The sequence below is a fragment of the Ensifer adhaerens genome, assembly GCF_001270265.1.
Lineage (GTDB): Bacteria > Pseudomonadota > Alphaproteobacteria > Rhizobiales > Rhizobiaceae > Ensifer > Ensifer adhaerens_B.
The window spans coordinates 712716-726995 of the sequence record NZ_LGAP01000002.1 but is presented as its reverse complement, the minus strand read 5'-3'; the positions used below and the strand labels follow the sequence as shown (position 1 = coordinate 726995).

At 61.6% G+C, this 14280-nt stretch carries 17 protein-coding genes and 1 tRNA gene; 5 read left to right on the top strand and 13 right to left on the bottom strand.

From position 1 onward, the window contains the following. Position 1: 1 nt before the first annotated feature. The 3 genes from AC244_RS37465 to AC244_RS08300 form a co-directional block, all read right to left on the bottom strand. A complete protein-coding gene (locus tag AC244_RS37465; RefSeq protein WP_053248281.1) occupies positions 2–349 on the bottom strand; it encodes a hypothetical protein in 348 nt (115 codons plus the stop codon). Between the two features lie 651 nt (positions 350–1000). Further along, positions 1001–2227 carry an MFS transporter gene (locus AC244_RS08305; protein WP_053248280.1) on the bottom strand — a complete coding sequence of 409 codons (1227 nt, stop codon included), beginning with the start codon at positions 2225–2227 and terminating at the stop codon, positions 1001–1003. Positions 2228–2601: 374 nt separating this feature from the next. Further along, positions 2602–2677: transfer RNA gene (locus AC244_RS08300), tRNA-Ile, on the bottom strand. A 156-nt stretch (positions 2678–2833) separates the two neighbouring features. On the opposite strand from AC244_RS08300, the gene AC244_RS08295 reads away from it, so the two are divergent. Continuing rightward, complete coding sequence (locus AC244_RS08295) at positions 2834–3583, top strand: SIMPL domain-containing protein (RefSeq protein WP_053248279.1); 750 nt, start codon at positions 2834–2836, stop codon at positions 3581–3583. A 486-nt stretch (positions 3584–4069) separates the two neighbouring features. Here AC244_RS08295 and AC244_RS08290 read toward each other — a convergent pair whose 3' ends face one another. The 4 genes from AC244_RS08290 to AC244_RS08275 form a co-directional block, all read right to left on the bottom strand. Beyond that, a complete protein-coding gene (locus AC244_RS08290) occupies positions 4070–4465 on the bottom strand; it encodes a hypothetical protein (RefSeq protein ID WP_053248278.1) in 396 nt (131 codons plus the stop codon). 333 nt (positions 4466–4798) lie between these two features. Further along, positions 4799–5203 (bottom strand): ketosteroid isomerase-related protein, encoded by a 405-nt coding sequence (locus tag AC244_RS08285; RefSeq protein WP_053248277.1) that lies wholly within the window; start codon positions 5201–5203, stop codon positions 4799–4801. A gap of 176 nt (positions 5204–5379) precedes the next feature. Next, positions 5380–5802 (bottom strand): secondary thiamine-phosphate synthase enzyme YjbQ, encoded by a 423-nt coding sequence (locus tag AC244_RS08280; protein WP_053248276.1) that lies wholly within the window; start codon positions 5800–5802, stop codon positions 5380–5382. A gap of 102 nt (positions 5803–5904) precedes the next feature. Beyond that, entirely contained in the window at positions 5905–6258 is a 354-nt protein-coding gene (locus AC244_RS08275) for a DUF1428 domain-containing protein (protein WP_053248440.1), read from the bottom strand. A 241-nt stretch (positions 6259–6499) separates the two neighbouring features. Here AC244_RS08275 and AC244_RS08270 point away from each other — a divergent pair, with 241 nt between their 5' ends. Next, complete coding sequence (locus tag AC244_RS08270) at positions 6500–6952, top strand: VOC family protein (RefSeq protein WP_053248275.1); 453 nt, start codon at positions 6500–6502, stop codon at positions 6950–6952. A gap of 29 nt (positions 6953–6981) precedes the next feature. On the opposite strand, the gene AC244_RS08265 is transcribed toward AC244_RS08270, so the two are convergent. Beyond that, entirely contained in the window at positions 6982–7551 is a 570-nt protein-coding gene (locus AC244_RS08265) for a transglycosylase SLT domain-containing protein (protein WP_053248274.1), read from the bottom strand. 223 nt (positions 7552–7774) lie between these two features. Between AC244_RS08265 and AC244_RS08260 the strand changes: the two genes are divergently transcribed. Both AC244_RS08260 and AC244_RS08255 read left to right on the top strand, forming a co-directional pair. Further along, positions 7775–8188, top strand: a complete 414-nt coding sequence (locus AC244_RS08260; protein WP_053248273.1) for a lysozyme inhibitor LprI family protein — start codon at positions 7775–7777, stop codon at positions 8186–8188. Continuing rightward, positions 8164–9015, top strand: coding sequence for a DUF2066 domain-containing protein (locus AC244_RS08255; RefSeq protein ID WP_161807847.1), 852 nt, complete (start codon positions 8164–8166; stop codon positions 9013–9015). The genes AC244_RS08260 and AC244_RS08255 overlap by 25 nt, the downstream gene beginning before the upstream one ends. Before the next feature lie 89 nt (positions 9016–9104). Here AC244_RS08255 and AC244_RS08250 read toward each other — a convergent pair whose 3' ends face one another. From AC244_RS08250 to AC244_RS08240, 4 genes are all read right to left on the bottom strand, one after another. Next, positions 9105–9398 carry a GYD domain-containing protein gene (locus AC244_RS08250; protein ID WP_053248271.1) on the bottom strand — a complete coding sequence of 98 codons (294 nt, stop codon included), beginning with the start codon at positions 9396–9398 and terminating at the stop codon, positions 9105–9107. Between the two features lie 190 nt (positions 9399–9588). After that, positions 9589–11646 (bottom strand): RNA polymerase sigma factor RpoD, encoded by a 2058-nt coding sequence (gene rpoD / locus AC244_RS08245; protein ID WP_053248270.1) that lies wholly within the window; start codon positions 11644–11646, stop codon positions 9589–9591. A gap of 217 nt (positions 11647–11863) precedes the next feature. Then, complete coding sequence (locus tag AC244_RS37105; protein WP_161807846.1) at positions 11864–12085, bottom strand: hypothetical protein; 222 nt, start codon at positions 12083–12085, stop codon at positions 11864–11866. A gap of 20 nt (positions 12086–12105) precedes the next feature. Next, positions 12106–12450 carry a GFA family protein gene (locus AC244_RS08240; protein WP_053248269.1) on the bottom strand — a complete coding sequence of 115 codons (345 nt, stop codon included), beginning with the start codon at positions 12448–12450 and terminating at the stop codon, positions 12106–12108. 228 nt (positions 12451–12678) lie between these two features. Here AC244_RS08240 and AC244_RS08230 point away from each other — a divergent pair, with 228 nt between their 5' ends. Further along, positions 12679–13137, top strand: coding sequence for a GyrI-like domain-containing protein (locus AC244_RS08230; RefSeq protein ID WP_053248267.1), 459 nt, complete (start codon positions 12679–12681; stop codon positions 13135–13137). Positions 13138–13206: 69 nt separating this feature from the next. Here the strand turns inward: AC244_RS08230 and tdh are convergent, their stop codons facing one another. Beyond that, positions 13207–14241, bottom strand: coding sequence for an L-threonine 3-dehydrogenase (tdh, locus tag AC244_RS08225; protein ID WP_053248266.1), 1035 nt, complete (start codon positions 14239–14241; stop codon positions 13207–13209). Positions 14242–14280: the final 39 nt, after the last annotated feature.

Genomic DNA, 14280 nt, shown 5'->3' with positions numbered 1-14280 from the left:
TTTACAGCGAACTTCTGAGGAAGCAGCGCGACCTGTGGCCGAAGCCGCTCGGCGAGCAGATATAGGGCGCGCGGCCGAGATAGGCGGTGACGCGCTTTCTTGCCGGCAGCGGCTCGACGATATCGCCCGCACCCGCACCCCTGATCAGCTTGCCCCCTCCCGGGGCCACGCTCGGCGTGCTCACTGCTGCCTCCGAGCCGGCAGACGAGAACAGCGGACTTTCAGCCATCCCCGCCGACGAACAGCCGGAGGAGACGAGCAGAAGACCGAGAAGCGAGGCAGGTACGAGATACTTGAAACCCGAAACGGTGGTGCGGCGTGCGCCGCCCAAGGCGGTTAGGCTTCGCATAAGCATCCTTTCGAACGAGCGGAAAGCGCCGCTTGGCAACTTCCCTGGCGGGAATCGACCGTGAAGTTCACCCCCCACCTCTTATTATTGACAGCCAAAATTAAGAGTTTCTTTCTGGGCACCGCCTTTTCCGCCCTCAGGGCCCGCCGCCGACCCGGGCCGACAGCACCGGCCCCCGCCCCGCCAACCGCTTCCAAGCCGAGGCGAGATGCGCGACCGCGACGAAGAAACGCCCTGAGGTCAGTAGGTGGGCAGCCAAACCGTGCGTCGAATTCAATCGTCAGCCGGCTGCGGACCTATCTTCCTTCCCTTCACGGCGCACGCCACGTCATCAGCCGTCGCCGCCCTGCACGCCGACCACCTGTCAGGCCGGAACAGACGTTCTTCCGCGGGCCGCTCGCCCAGCACCGGCTGCGACCAAAGTCCCCCTCATTTCTGGCCGCCGGCTGTTTACACAGTGTTGACGTCTGTGACGCACCTTGGCTTCCAGGCGCAACATGTTTGAGCGTATGCGCCCACTCCAAAACTGCCCGCCCCGGCGGGCATTCTTTTTGGTGCACCTCCGGAACCGACGCCCGCCGTCGAGGCCCTCACAGGTTTGATCCCGGTGATCATCGCAATGCGAGAGATTTTCATCCGTTGAAGATTACGTCAGCATTCCTCCGGCGGCTTTAGCCGCCGGAACTGCATCAGCAATAGAACATCGTAGAGAATCTTTAATGCACCGCAGATGAGCAGCGGCCATGCTCGGAACGAGGCGGCGAAAAGAGCGCCCGCCAGGACGGGGCTGGCCGAGGCGGCAAGACTGCGTGGCACTGACGTGAAGCTTGCAGCGGCGGCCCGCTCTGCCTCCGTGACGACGGCCATCACGTAGGACGACCGCGTCGGCACGTCCATCTGCGACAGTGCGGCCCGAACAAGCAAAAAGAAAAGTGCGAGGGCCAGTGTGGGCGCAAGTGCCGCCAGCATCAGAGCGAGGCTGGATGGAATGTGTGTGAACACCATCGTGTTGATCAGTCCGATGCGTCGGGATAGCCATGCGGCGACAGGGAACGAGAGCGCCGACAGCACACCCGACCAGAAGAAGAAAACACCTGCCTCTGAAAGAGAAAGGCCAAATCGCTCGAAAAGCCAAAGGGCGAGCAGTGATTGCACGACGAAACCGCCGGCGAAGGCATCGAGACTGAATAGGGCGGCCAGCTTGAAAACGATATGGCGCGACGGGCCGAGGGCAGCCGCTGCGCCCGTATCCAGCGCCGGGCGGCGGGGGATGCGCGCGTAGAGCAAGCCGCCGAGCAGACCCAGAAGCGCGTAAAGGACGAACATGGCCCTTATGCCGCCAAGCCGATCCAGGCCAACCGAGGCCAGAAGATCAGGTACTGCTGCAGCGAGTCCGCCGGTAGCTCCCGCGAACGCGCCCACGAGGCTGTAGCGCGCGAACATCCTGGTTCGATCTCGCGCCGAGACCTCGCGTGCGAGCACGGCGTGCTCCAGTGGTACGAACACGCTGACGCTGCCGGCGGAGGGATTGATCGTGCCGGCAAACGCGATGACCAGCAGCAGCGCGTAATCGTGGACAACGGCAAAGGCGACACCCGTCGCAATCATCAAGCTCGCTCCTGCCAGCAGAAGCTGGCGATGATCGTGGCGGACCCCGAGGAATCCGACACATATCGTCAGCAGCACGGAACCGAGGAGCGATACGGTCGCGATGACACCGACCTCGAGCGGAGTGAACCCGAAGGCGAGCAGATAGATCGGCAACAGAACGGCCACGAAGCCGTCGCCAATGTCGCGCAGCGCGCGCGCAGCGAAGAGGAAAGTCGCCGGGTGAAACCGCAGCACCGGTCTGGTCTCTCGTTTGTTGGTCGCTTGCATCGGCCTTCTTGGGCAGCCTCTATGCACAACTCAGGTCGAGCTATGATGCCGAAATGGAGCGTCGGTTGCCACTAGCCGGAGGATCATTTCAGCCTTCCGCTCCAACCGCGTCATCGAACTCTGCAAACGCAATTACGAGATATATCCAGAAGGGATTAGGTCTCGGCATTCCCTTGAGTCGAGCCGCTTGACAGCGCCGAACAAAGAGCGGAACACACCACGCATGGGGTTGCGATCACCCCACGAGGCGACAGCCGACGAAGCGCAGGTATCGGTCTTGCTTCGCGATGCCCTCAATCTCGGCTGCAAGAGCGGTCAGACTCGCGGAAAGGATCTGATGAAAATTAACAAGCAATTTCAATTGCTTATAGAACTGGTGGGCCCGGAGGGACTCGAACCCCCAACCAAGCGGTTATGAGCCGCCGGCTCTAACCATTGAGCTACAGGCCCACGCCGGATCGAAGATCCGGGACTCAGCGAACCAATGGCAGTTCGTGATCGGCAATGGCTCTAGCCGAAAACCTTTTTGACGACAAGTCATTGCCGCAATGCCCACACAATCGCTAAGCATGAAGAGGGACAGAAACAACCGGAGAGACACGAACCATGGTTTCCACACGCACTGCCCGCACGCTTTCCATCGCTGCCTTTGCCGCCGCCTTTGCGGGTATTGCCGCTGCCGGCGCACACGCGCAGGATGCCGCCAAGGAGCGCGAAGCCATCATCACCGTTGCCGGTGAAGGCCGCTCGTCGATCGCCCCCGACATGGCGATCCTGCAGTTGAGCGTCGTCAAGGACGCCAAGACCGCCCGCGAAGCGCTCGACGCCAACAACAAGACGATGGCCGAGGTTCTGGAGGCACTCAAGGCCGGCGGCATTGCCGAGCGCGACCTGCAGACGAGCGGCTTTTCGGTCAACCCGCAATACAACTACCCGACCAACAATGACGGCGGCAACCGCCCGCCGGAGCTGATCGGCTACCAGGTGGCCAACGGCGTCAGCGTGCGCGTACGCGACCTCGCCAAGCTCGGCGAAATCGTCGACAAGTCGGTAACGCTCGGCGTCAACCAGGGCGGCGGCATCCAGTTCACCAACGACAAGCCGGAAGGCGCGATCACCGAAGCGCGCAAGGCCGCCGTTGCCGATGCCATCGAGAAGGCCAAGGTTCTGGCCGAAGCTGCCGGCGTCTCGCTCGGCAACATCGTCAACATCACCGAGCAGGGTTTCCGTCCGGAGCCGGTTCCGATGATGCGCGCCGGCATGGCCAAGGAATATGCAGCCGACTCCGTGCCTGTGGCAACGGGCGAAAACAGCTACAACGTCACGGTCAACGTTACCTTCGCGATCAAGCAGTAACCGCTTGTGCGCGCCTGCCTGCGGACATCGTGGGCGGGTTTTGCCGCACCGGACCTGCCTGACACTGCACTCGGCCCAGACAGGCATTGGACGAACAAAAAAAGCCCCGCGCGGTTGCAACCACGCGGGGCTCTTTTGTGTCTGGCTTAAAGCGCCCTTAGCGCGTCAAATATGACGCGCTAAGGGCGCTTTAAAACTTTAAATTTGCTGCATAATTTTCGCCTTAAATCGATTCCGATTTAAGGAATTATGCAGTGGAGGCGACCAACCGCACGGCCGCCCCTTCCCCGCGTCGCGCCATCTCTTGATGCATGAGACCCGCAGTGTTCAGCGACGTCCGCGCAACCGCATGCGGGATGAGGACGTCAGCGAGCCGCCAGATCCGTTCCTGCCCGGCATGCTTCAGGCAACAAAAAGCCCCTCACGCCTGGGGCGTGAGGGGCGCATTTCCGCCGGCCGGGGGAGACAGGACGGAAAAGGCTTGGATTACCAGCGGCCGATAACCGGGCAACCGCGAACGTTGGCAAAGGCGATCGTCTGGTGGTAGCCGCGGCGGCTGCCTTCGACGACGATGCGGCGGCGCGAGACGTCGGCGACATAGGCGCGGCGCAGGCCATGGTCACGGGCCTTGTCGACGGCCATCCAGGGGGCGCAGCGGCTGCGGCGGCCACCATCCCAGTGGCGATCACGACCGCGGCGGTCACGACCCCAGTCGCCCTCGTCGCCGTAATCGCGATCGTAGTCGCGATACTGGACATCGACGCCGCCGCGCGGGCCAAAGCCGAATTCGATCGTTTCTGCCGAAGCGGTGGAGGCGGCACCGACGAGGCCGGTCAAACCGATGACGACGGCGGCGGCGGTGTTGATGAGGATATTCTTCATGGTCATTCTCCGAGGGCTTGAAGGGGTCAATCTGCAATCACCGTCCCAAGCGATTGATCGGACAATAGCGGCGCGAAACTGAACGCTAGCGGAACTGCACATTCATGCAGGGTTCAGGTTGCGGGCACCTGACGAAAACGGGCGCGAAGCAAAAGATTCGTTCGACTTTTGAGCGAGGCGCAGCGGCGCGCGGCCGGCAAGCGCAATGCCAACATTCGACAGCAATATCAGTGAACTAGCGGATCGGATGGACCGCAGGATTGCGACTCCGCGCGACAAGCGACGTAAGAACCAACGCTATTCCTTGGGGCGGCCTTGGTGCGTCGATGTCGCTCAGCCGGCAAGTTCGGCTTCGAAAGCGCGCATGTTGCGATAGTGGCTGATGCGGGTGATCGACTGATCCTCGATCTCGATCACGAAGACGCTCGGGATCGAATAGCTCTGGCCGGAGGCAGCGGGGAAACCTTCCATCGTCTCGCGGTAAGTGCCGCGCGCCGTCAGATCGACAGCGATCCGCTGGCCGAAATTGTCGCGCATCAGCACGACATCGCCGTAGGTTTCGTCGAAATGCCTGAGATAGGTCATGGCGCTTGCCCGCAACGGCCCGACGCCGACGGTGCGCTGGCCGGTAACCGAATCAAGCGCCACATCCTCATCGACGAGCCGCGCCAGTGCGTCGAAATCGCGGTCGTTCAATGCGTCGATAAAGCGGCTGGCAATGGTCTGCGCGTCGGTCATATCTGCCTCAGATGCTGATTGCGGGTTCGGCCATGCCCTTTCGGACGAAGGGCCGGGAAACAATGTTAGATGGACGCGCGGGCAAATTCGCTTCCGCGCACCCTCCCCTAACGAATATGGAAGGCAGACTGCGCCCTTCAAGGCGCGGCCGGGATCAAGAGCACAATCGATAGATGTCAGGGGCCAACGTGCAGCACGACCTCGCGGCGGTGCGGCCGATCGCGGTGTTCGAAGAGATAGAGCCCTTGCCAGGTGCCGAGCGCCATTTGGCCCGCATTGACCGGGATGCCGATCGACACCTGCGTCAGCGCCGCCTTGATATGGGCCGGCATGTCGTCCGGCCCTTCCTGGGTGTGCACCACCCAGCGCATCGACGGGTCGGAGGATGGCGGCACCAGCCGACCGAAGAATTCGCTGAGGTCCCGTTTCACATCGGGGTCGGCATTTTCCTGGATTATCAGCGAGCAGGAGGTGTGGCGGACGAACACGGTCAAAAGCCCCTCGCCCGTGCCGTTGGCGCGGACGAACTCGGCTGCCTCGTCGGTGAACTCGTAGAGCCCCTGTCCGCGGGTGGAAATGACGATCGTCGTCTGCGGCATCGGCGTCCTATCTCCTCGGCTGGCGGCGGCAAAACGCGCACCTCCGCCCCAACGGGTTCGGCAAAAGCCGCCGCCAAGTCAAGCCCGGGCCTTCTGTCAGGTCTATTTCTCGAGAAAGGCCTCGAAGCCGCCATAGATCATGCGCTTGCCGTCGAACACATTCTTCCAGGCATCGCCCTGCAGCCGCGGGTCCGCCATCACCTTGGCGACGATCGCGTCGCGGTCGGCGCGCGACTTGTAGGTGATCCAGGAAAAGACCACGGTCTCGTCTTCCTTGGCCTGCACAGCGCGGGGAAAGGACGTCACCTCGCCATAGGGCACGTCGTCGCCGAGGCATTCGGCATAGGAGAGCGCGCCATGCTCCATCCATACGTCGCCCGCCTCTCTCGCCATGTCCTTGTAGGCCTCGATATTGGCCTTGGGCACGGCAACGATGAAACCATCCACGTAACTCATGTCGATATCCTCCTCGGTTGCTTCAACCACCAAAGGACGAACGGGATGGAAAGGTTCCGACAGGGACTGCGAATTTTCCGGATGATGAGTGTTGTGGTGCCCTCGCCGCCGTTCCCGGACGGCCCGTCGCGGCAAAAGAGCGCCGCTTCGCACGCCTTTGCGAAAAAATTCTGACCGCCTGTCGGCAAGCCCGCCTTCCGTTCGTCCTTGGGACTGGCCATCACCCAAGGGAGAAACCGTCATGCAGAAGATCACGCCCTTTCTCTGGTTCGACAACCAACTCGAAGACGCCATCCGGTTCTACACTTCCATCTTCCGCAATGCCCGCGTCACCGACATCAAGAAGGGGCCGGACGGCAAAGCCTTCACCGCCTCGTTCGAGCTTGAGGGACAGGCGTTCATGGGGCTCAACGGCGGGCCGCATTTCAAATTTTCCGAAGCCGTTTCGTTCTTCGTGCGCTGCGCCGATCAGGCGGAGGTCGATTATTACTGGGAACGGCTGCTCGACGGCGGCACGCCGCAGCATTGCGGCTGGCTGAAGGACCGTTTCGGCCTTGCCTGGCAGATCATCCCCGATGCGCTGATGCGCCACCTGAGCGATCCCGATCCGGCGCGCGCCGGCCGCGCCCAGCAGGCGATGATGGGCATGGTCAAGATCGACGTCGCCGGGCTTGAAAAGGCAGCCGCCGGCTGAGCCTCATACCAACCTGCGCTGATATTACATCAGCTGCCGCAGCCGTTGAGCTGGCGGCTGTAGAGCGATGCCATGCCGGCGGCGCGTTTGGCGCCGTTCTTGGCCGTGTCGCTCCAGTTGCCGCGGGCATAGCCGGCTTGGCCGTGATAGTAGGCGACGTAGAGCCGATACGTGTCGTTGAGCGCGATGCCGTTACGCTGGCCGCTTTCGCGGTGATACCAGGCGATGAAGCGGATGGCGTCGCCGAAGTCGGAACGCCGCGCTGTCCAGCGGCCGGTTTCGCTCTGGTAGCGCGCCCAGGTGCCGTCGAGCGCCTGCGAATAGCCATAGGCCGACGACACGCGCGTCCAGGGAATGAAGCCGAACAGTTTTGTGCGCGGCGGCTTGGCATTATGGCGGAAGCCGGATTCCGTATAGATCGTCGCCATCAGCACCGGAACGGGCACGCCATATTCGCGCTCCGCCTGATAGGCGGCGCGGCGCCAATTGTTGAAAAGGCCATCTCGCTGCTCGAAAACCGCGCATGCGTTCCGGGTGTCTCTCGGCACCGTTGCGCAACCGGCCAGCAACAGGAGGACGACGACAAAAACGCAACGCATCTTCGAACCTCTCGTTTCCGAGAGATTGATAAAACGTAAACGTTAAGGATCGGTTTTGAATCGAATGCGAGTGATCGCGGGCGGGGCGTGCATCTCCCAAGATTCCGCTATCTGAAGTTTCAGGATTGACCTATTCTCGGCGCGCTGGGGCACGGCGGCAGGCGAGCCGGCCGGTATTCCGCAGGTTTTCGAAAGTCACGCGCGAGACGAGGAGAGCGAAGAGATGCGATTTCCTGCCTTGATATTTGCAACCTTTGTCGGGCTGACGGGCTTGGCGCCGGCCGCATGGGCCGAGGATTGTGCCAATGCCAGCGACCAGGCGACGATGAACGAATGCGCCGACAAGGCGTTCAAGGCCTCCGACACCGAACTCAACGCCCTTTACAAGCAGATCGAGGCACGCCTGAAGGACGACCAGGACAAGACAAAGCTGCTCGTCTCGGCACAGAAAGCCTGGATCGCCTTCCGCGATGCCGAGTGCGATTTTTCCGCCACGGGTGTCGCGGGAGGCTCTGTCTATCCGATGATCGTTCTACAATGCCGGGATGGCCTGACGCAGAACCGCGTCAAGGACTTCAAGAACTATCTGAGCTGCGAGGAAGGCGACCTCAGTTGCCCCGTGCCGTCAGCCAACTGAAGCCCGCCATACGCAAAATGGCGAGGGCATTCGCCATCGCGCTTGCCGGTGCCTGGCCCGGCGATGCGGTGATCGCGGCCGACATATCGAGGTTCTACACCAGCGATGCGATCGTTACCGGCACGGGCCAGGAGAACAGGCAGATCGGCTTTCGCGAGTGCCTTGGCGAAGTTCTGGTCAAACTATCTGGCGATGCGACGATCATCGACAACCCGGCCTTTGCACCACTCCAGGCCGAGGCCGGAAAATTCGTCTCCGCCTTCTCCTATCGCGACCGGCTTGAAGGCATCCCGATCCATGACGAGCAGGGAACGCATGATCGCCCGCACAACCTCACTTGCCGTTTCGAGCCGGCGACGATCGACCCGCTGCTGGCAAGACTTGGCGGAAAGCCATGGCTGAGCCCCCGCCCGGTGATCGCGGTGTTCCTGGCCGTCCACGATCAGAAGCGCCGCTTCGTGCTGACGCAGGATGGCGACGAGCGCCCCTACATGGTGGACTCGCTTTTCGCTGCAGCCGTCCCGCTAGCGCTTTCAGCCGTGTTGCCCGATGCGGCGGCCATGGCCGATCGAGGCATCGACTTCGCCACCCTTCAGCACGCAGACCCTGCGAAACTCACCGAGCAGGCAGCGCGCTTCAAGGGTGATGTTGCGCTTACGGGCACGCTTGTCTGGTCCGATGCCGCCCGTGGCTGGATCGCCAAATGGCGAATGGCGGCAAGCGGCAAGATCTATGCGTGGCAGGTGAGCGGCGTCAGCTTCGATGACGCCTTTCGCCACGCCATACGCGGTTCCGCCCGCATCCTCTCAGGCAACGGGGCGCCATAAGCGGCAGCATGCCTGCCGCTTCATCGCGACAGGCAGTGCATAGAGCCGCGATTGCGTAGCGGCCAGGATCAATCAGAAGGGTGCCGGCCCTACCCGAGCGAGGCGATCAGTTCGCGATAGGCCGCCTCCGGAAATGCCTTCAGCGTTCTCGTGCGCACATTGCCGGCCATGCCGAGCGTCAACGCGAAACGCGCAGCAACCGCATCATCGGGCGCCTCGCAGATGGCCACCATGTCGTATTCGCCCATGGTCAAAAAGAAATGCTTGAAGGAGCCGCCCATGTCGGAAAGCACCTGCTTTGCCGCGTCGAGCCTTTTCGGAGACTCGCGCACATTCTTCACGCCCTGCTCTGTCCAATTGAGGAGCACGACATAAGTGGTCATCTCACACCTCCAAAAGGGCACGTATCACGCCCGCGGTGCGACTGCGCCCGCGTTTTGAACGGGGTGCCCCAATTGCTCAGAAAGCGCGAGTATAGTCCCGGGCGGAGCGTCTCACAAATCACATGGAGCAAGCGCAAATAAAAAGCCGGGCTGAGTGCCCGGCTTTTTTGACGGTTCGATCTTCGACCGCTTAGCTGTCGAGGAAGCTGCGCAGCTTGCGCGAGCGGCTCGGGTGCTTGAGCTTGCGCAGCGCCTTCGCCTCGATCTGACGGATACGTTCGCGGGTAACCGAGAACTGCTGGCCGACTTCTTCGAGCGTATGGTCGGTGTTCATGCCGATGCCGAAGCGCATGCGCAGGACGCGCTCTTCGCGCGGCGTCAGCGAGGCGAGAACACGGGTGGTCGTCTCGCGCAGGTTCGCCTGGATGGCGGCGTCGATCGGCAGCAGCGCGTTCTTGTCCTCGATGAAATCGCCGAGATGCGAATCCTCTTCGTCGCCCACCGGGGTTTCGAGCGAGATCGGCTCCTTGGCGATCTTGAGGACCTTGCGGACCTTTTCGAGCGGCATGGCGAGCTTCTCGGCCAGTTCTTCCGGTGTCGGTTCGCGACCGATTTCATGCAGCATCTGGCGCGACGTGCGGACGATCTTGTTGATCGTTTCGATCATGTGCACCGGAATGCGGATCGTGCGGGCCTGGTCGGCGATCGAGCGGGTGATCGCCTGACGGATCCACCAGGTCGCATAGGTCGAGAACTTGTAGCCGCGCCGGTATTCGAACTTGTCGACCGCCTTCATCAGGCCGATATTGCCTTCCTGGATGAGATCGAGGAACTGCAGGCCGCGGTTGGTGTACTTCTTGGCGATGGAGATGACGAGGCGCAGGTTGGCTTCGACCATTTCCTTCTTGGCGATGCGCGCTTCGCGCTCGCCCTTCTGTACCATCGAGACGATACGGCGGAACTCGGCGATCGAGATGCCGGTTTCGGTCGCAAGGTTCTGGATCTCCTGGCGGATGTCGCGGATCGTCTGGTTTTCGCTCTTGGCGAATTCCTTCCAGCCCTTGCCGGCCAGGTTGCTGATCGACTTCATCCAGTTCGGATCGAGCTCGGCGCCGGAATACTGCTCGAGGAACGAGTCGCGCTTGACGCCGTAGGATTCGGCAAGGCGCAACAGGCGACCCTCGTTCTGCATCAGGCGCTTGGAGATGTCGTAGAGCTGCTCGACGAGGCTGTCGACGCGGTTCTGGTTGAGCGACAGCGACTTGACCGCCTTGATCAGCTCGTCCTTGAGCTCCTTGTAGCGGCGCTCCTGGGCGGGCGACAGCGTGCCGGTGGCAGCGAGGCGGGCTTCCACCTGCTGGTCCTGCAGCTTGCGCAGCTTCTTGTAGGTCTCGGCGATGATGTCGAGGGTTTCCATGACCTGCGGGCGCAGTTCCGCTTCCATGGCGGCGAGCGAGAGGTTCGACTCGTCGTCGTCTTCCTCTTCCTCCTCGGCCGGCATGACGTCGCCGCCGACATTGGTGATGTCGTCGTCGTTGGCGGCGCGAACCTTGCGGGTCTTTTCCTTTTCCTCGGCGGCCTTGCGGTCGGCCTCGATCTTTTCCGGGCTCTGGAACTGCGGAGCAGCCTTTGCTTCGGGACCGGAATAGGTGGTTTCGAGATCGATGATCTCGCGCAGCAGCGTCTGGCCTTCGTTGAGTTCGTCGCGCCAGATGATCAGCGCCTGGAACGTCAACGGGCTCTCACAGAGGCCGGCGATCATCGTCTCGCGGCCAGCCTCGATGCGCTTGGCAATCGCGATTTCGCCTTCGCGCGACAGAAGCTCGACCGAACCCATTTCGCGCAGATACATGCGCACCGGGTCGTCGGTCCTGTCGGTCGGCTCCTTCTTCTTCGTCGCCGCAAGCGCCGTGCCGCCGGAGGTGGCCAGTTCGCCGCCTTCGCCGTCGTTGTCGTCGTCGCTGCTTTCGTCGTCGCTGCTGCCGCCGGCGGCTTCCTCAGCTTCCTCGTCTTCGATGACGTTGATGCCCATGTCGGAGAGCATCGCCATCGTGTCTTCGATCTGCTCGGAGGTGACTTCTTCGGACGGCAGGACGGAGTTCAACTCGTCCATCGTCACATAGCCGCGCTTCTTGGCGGCCTTGATCATCTTCTTGACAGCGTCATCGGAAAGATCGAGAAGCGGGCCGTCCGGAGCGCCTTCGCGTTCAACGTCAGCTTCTTCGTTTTCTTTGACTTTGGTTGCCATTTAGTTCGTCGCTTTCCTTGTCGCAACCGGCGTGAGCCCGGTGCAAATGCCGCTCGAAGGTCCGGGTGCGCCGCGCACCCGCCACCGAATCATTTCCCCTGACGTAACGGGATGATGTTTAATTCCTGATTAACCACGATAGCGATCGTGGCAAAGCGGGCAAGCTTCGACAGTCCTGCCACTGAAGCACTACTGGCATGATATCCTAACCGCCGTGTCATTTCGCCATTTCTTGCTTGGAAATGGTGATTCCCAGAATTTTCGATCCCGTCAAGCATTTCCGCTGAAAAACCGCCCGATTCGACAAAAATCGCCTCAGTTCACGTTTTTTGGTGTTTATCAGCTTCCGCTGAACATGTAGGCGCTGCCCGTAGAAAGACAAGGGTCGATACTGTTTATCGGCAAGGCCAAATTGCGCCATCGCTGCCGGCGCAACCATGGCTCTACCCTTACCCCCAGTTACACCGAAAGCCCGTCGTATTTGACGATCTTCACCGCCTCGATGTCGAACTCCGGCAGGCAGCGCAGGTTGACGGCCGCCATCGGCCCGTTCGGGCCGTCCCCCTCGCCGAAGGGCGCGATGCCGCAATGGTCGCAAAAGTGATGCTTGATGACATGCCTGTTGAATTCATAGGTCGAAAGGTCGGCTTTCGGTGTCTTGAGGCTCAGGCTGTCGCGCGCAACGAAGGCCAGCAATCCGCCGCGCCGGCGGCACATCGAACAATTGCAATCGATCGCCTCGGCGAAGTCTCCCTCGACCTCGAAAGCAATTTTCCCACAATGGCAACTTCCCTCGTAACGCATGCATTGGCTCCTTTGGCCGCCACAACCCTCGATCGCAACCATCGCGACTGTCGGCAAAGATAGTGCGTGGAAGTCGACGAACAAGCTGGATCAGACGCGCCGCGCCAAGACGCAAAACAATTCCTCAAATGCCGGACTTCTCCTTGGAGTTCGCAACATTATTCCGGTTTTCCGCTTGCCCGCGACCCAATCTCGAATGACCTTCCGCGCAAGGAAATGGAGGCCCGAATGAACATCAAGGAAACTGACGCCATGCGCGTCATCGGCATTGCGCGCAGGATCACCATTCCGGACGTCAGACACGCAAGCGCCGAGCTTGCCCCGGTGATCGACGCGGAGATCGCCCGGGCGGGGCTGAAACCCGCAGGGCCATGGATCTTCATCGCGCAGAACCTGCCGAAGAATGCCAAGACCGTGTTTGACTGGCGTATCTGCCGACCCGTGGAAGGCGGCGAAGACTATCGCGGCGCGCTGGATATGATCGAGCTCGAGCCGATCATGGTGGCCTCAGCCCTGCACCAGGGGCCAATGCGCAGCCTCTTCACCCAGGGCTATGCGCCGCTGGTGGAAAGGATCGAGATGAGCAGGCACAATTTCTCCGGCGAGAGCCGCGAGATCTATCACCGCTGGGAAGGTCCGGGCGCTCGCTACCACCAGATCGAGATCCAGTTCGGCCTGGCCAACTGACGAAAAATCCGCGCATCGATGACGATGCGCGGCTTTGCGGAATTCGACACGGCGCCGAAGCGCCCGGTCTTACCAGTCCATCACGACCTTGCCGGAGTTGCCGGAGCGCATGGCCTCGAAGCCGTCGCGGAACTCGTCGATGCCGATGCGGTGGGTGATGACGGGCGAAAGATCGAGCCCGCCCTGAACGAAGGCGATCATCTTGTACCAGGTCTCGAACATCTCGCGGCCGTAAATGCCCTTGAGGTTGAGCATCTTGAAGATGACCTTGTTCCAGTCGATCTCGAAGCCGGCCGGCGCGATGCCGAGAATGGCGATCTTGCCGCCATTGTTCATCTTGTCGATCATGTCGCGGAAGGCGGGTGCTGCACCCGACATTTCCAGGCCGACATCGAAGCCCTCGGTCATACCGATTGTTTTCATCACGTCGGCGAGGTTTTCCTTCGACGCATCGACGACATGGTCGATGCCGACCTTGCGGGCAAGAGCCAGCCGCGTCGGATTGATGTCGGTGATCACGACCTTGCGGGCGCCCGAGCGCTTGGCAACGAGCGCGCCCATGATGCCGATCGGTCCGGCGCCGGTCACCAGCACATCCTCGCCGACGAGGTCGAAGGAGAGTGCGGTGTGCACGGCATTGCCGAAGGGATCGAAGATCGCAGCGATCTCGTCCGGTACGTCCTGCGGGATCGGCACGACGTTGTATTCCGGCAGGCAGACGAATTCGCCGAACGAGCCAGGCCGGTTGACGCCGACGCCGAGCGTGTTGCGGCAAAGGTGGCCGCGGCCGGCGCGACAATTGCGGCATTTGCCGCAGACGATGTGGCCTTCGCCGGAGACGCGCTCGCCGACGTGATACTTGGTGACGGCCGAGCCGACCTCGGCGATCTCGCCCATGAATTCATGGCCAACGACCATCGGCACCGGAATGGTCTTTTGGGCCCATTGGTCCCAGTTCCAGATGTGCACGTCGGTGCCGCAGATCGCCGACTTCTTCACCTTGATCAGAACGTCGTTCGGTCCGACCTCCGGCACCGGCACCCGCTCCATCCAAAGCCCAACCTCGGGCTTCGTCTTGACCAGCGCCTTCATCATGTTCGTCATTTTGTTGCCTCCATCAAACGTCCGCTAGGGCTTTGCCCC

What these genes read in the sequence shown, in the direction of transcription:
- AC244_RS08250 (WP_053248271.1), bottom strand. Translation starts at nt 9,398, where the DNA reads ATGACCACTTATGTCGTGCTCCTCAATTGGACAGAGCAGGGCGTGAAG.
- AC244_RS08295 (WP_053248279.1), top strand. Translation starts at nt 2,834, where the DNA reads ATGGTTTCCACACGCACTGCCCGCACGCTTTCCATCGCTGCCTTTGCC.
- AC244_RS08230 (WP_053248267.1), top strand. Translation starts at nt 12,679, where the DNA reads ATGAACATCAAGGAAACTGACGCCATGCGCGTCATCGGCATTGCGCGC.
- AC244_RS08265 (WP_053248274.1), bottom strand. Translation starts at nt 7,551, where the DNA reads ATGCGTTGCGTTTTTGTCGTCGTCCTCCTGTTGCTGGCCGGTTGCGCA.
- rpoD (WP_053248270.1), bottom strand. Translation starts at nt 11,646, where the DNA reads ATGGCAACCAAAGTCAAAGAAAACGAAGAAGCTGACGTTGAACGCGAA.
- AC244_RS37465 (WP_053248281.1), bottom strand. Translation starts at nt 349, where the DNA reads ATGCGAAGCCTAACCGCCTTGGGCGGCGCACGCCGCACCACCGTTTCG.
- AC244_RS08290 (WP_053248278.1), bottom strand. Translation starts at nt 4,465, where the DNA reads ATGAAGAATATCCTCATCAACACCGCCGCCGCCGTCGTCATCGGTTTG.
- AC244_RS08305 (WP_053248280.1), bottom strand. Translation starts at nt 2,227, where the DNA reads ATGCAAGCGACCAACAAACGAGAGACCAGACCGGTGCTGCGGTTTCAC.
- tdh (WP_053248266.1), bottom strand. Translation starts at nt 14,241, where the DNA reads ATGACGAACATGATGAAGGCGCTGGTCAAGACGAAGCCCGAGGTTGGG.
- AC244_RS08275 (WP_053248440.1), bottom strand. Translation starts at nt 6,258, where the DNA reads ATGAGTTACGTGGATGGTTTCATCGTTGCCGTGCCCAAGGCCAATATC.
- AC244_RS08260 (WP_053248273.1), top strand. Translation starts at nt 7,775, where the DNA reads ATGCGATTTCCTGCCTTGATATTTGCAACCTTTGTCGGGCTGACGGGC.
- AC244_RS37105 (WP_161807846.1), bottom strand. Translation starts at nt 12,085, where the DNA reads ATGGTTGCGCCGGCAGCGATGGCGCAATTTGGCCTTGCCGATAAACAG.
- AC244_RS08280 (WP_053248276.1), bottom strand. Translation starts at nt 5,802, where the DNA reads ATGCCGCAGACGACGATCGTCATTTCCACCCGCGGACAGGGGCTCTAC.
- AC244_RS08285 (WP_053248277.1), bottom strand. Translation starts at nt 5,203, where the DNA reads ATGACCGACGCGCAGACCATTGCCAGCCGCTTTATCGACGCATTGAAC.
- AC244_RS08270 (WP_053248275.1), top strand. Translation starts at nt 6,500, where the DNA reads ATGCAGAAGATCACGCCCTTTCTCTGGTTCGACAACCAACTCGAAGAC.
- AC244_RS08240 (WP_053248269.1), bottom strand. Translation starts at nt 12,450, where the DNA reads ATGCGTTACGAGGGAAGTTGCCATTGTGGGAAAATTGCTTTCGAGGTC.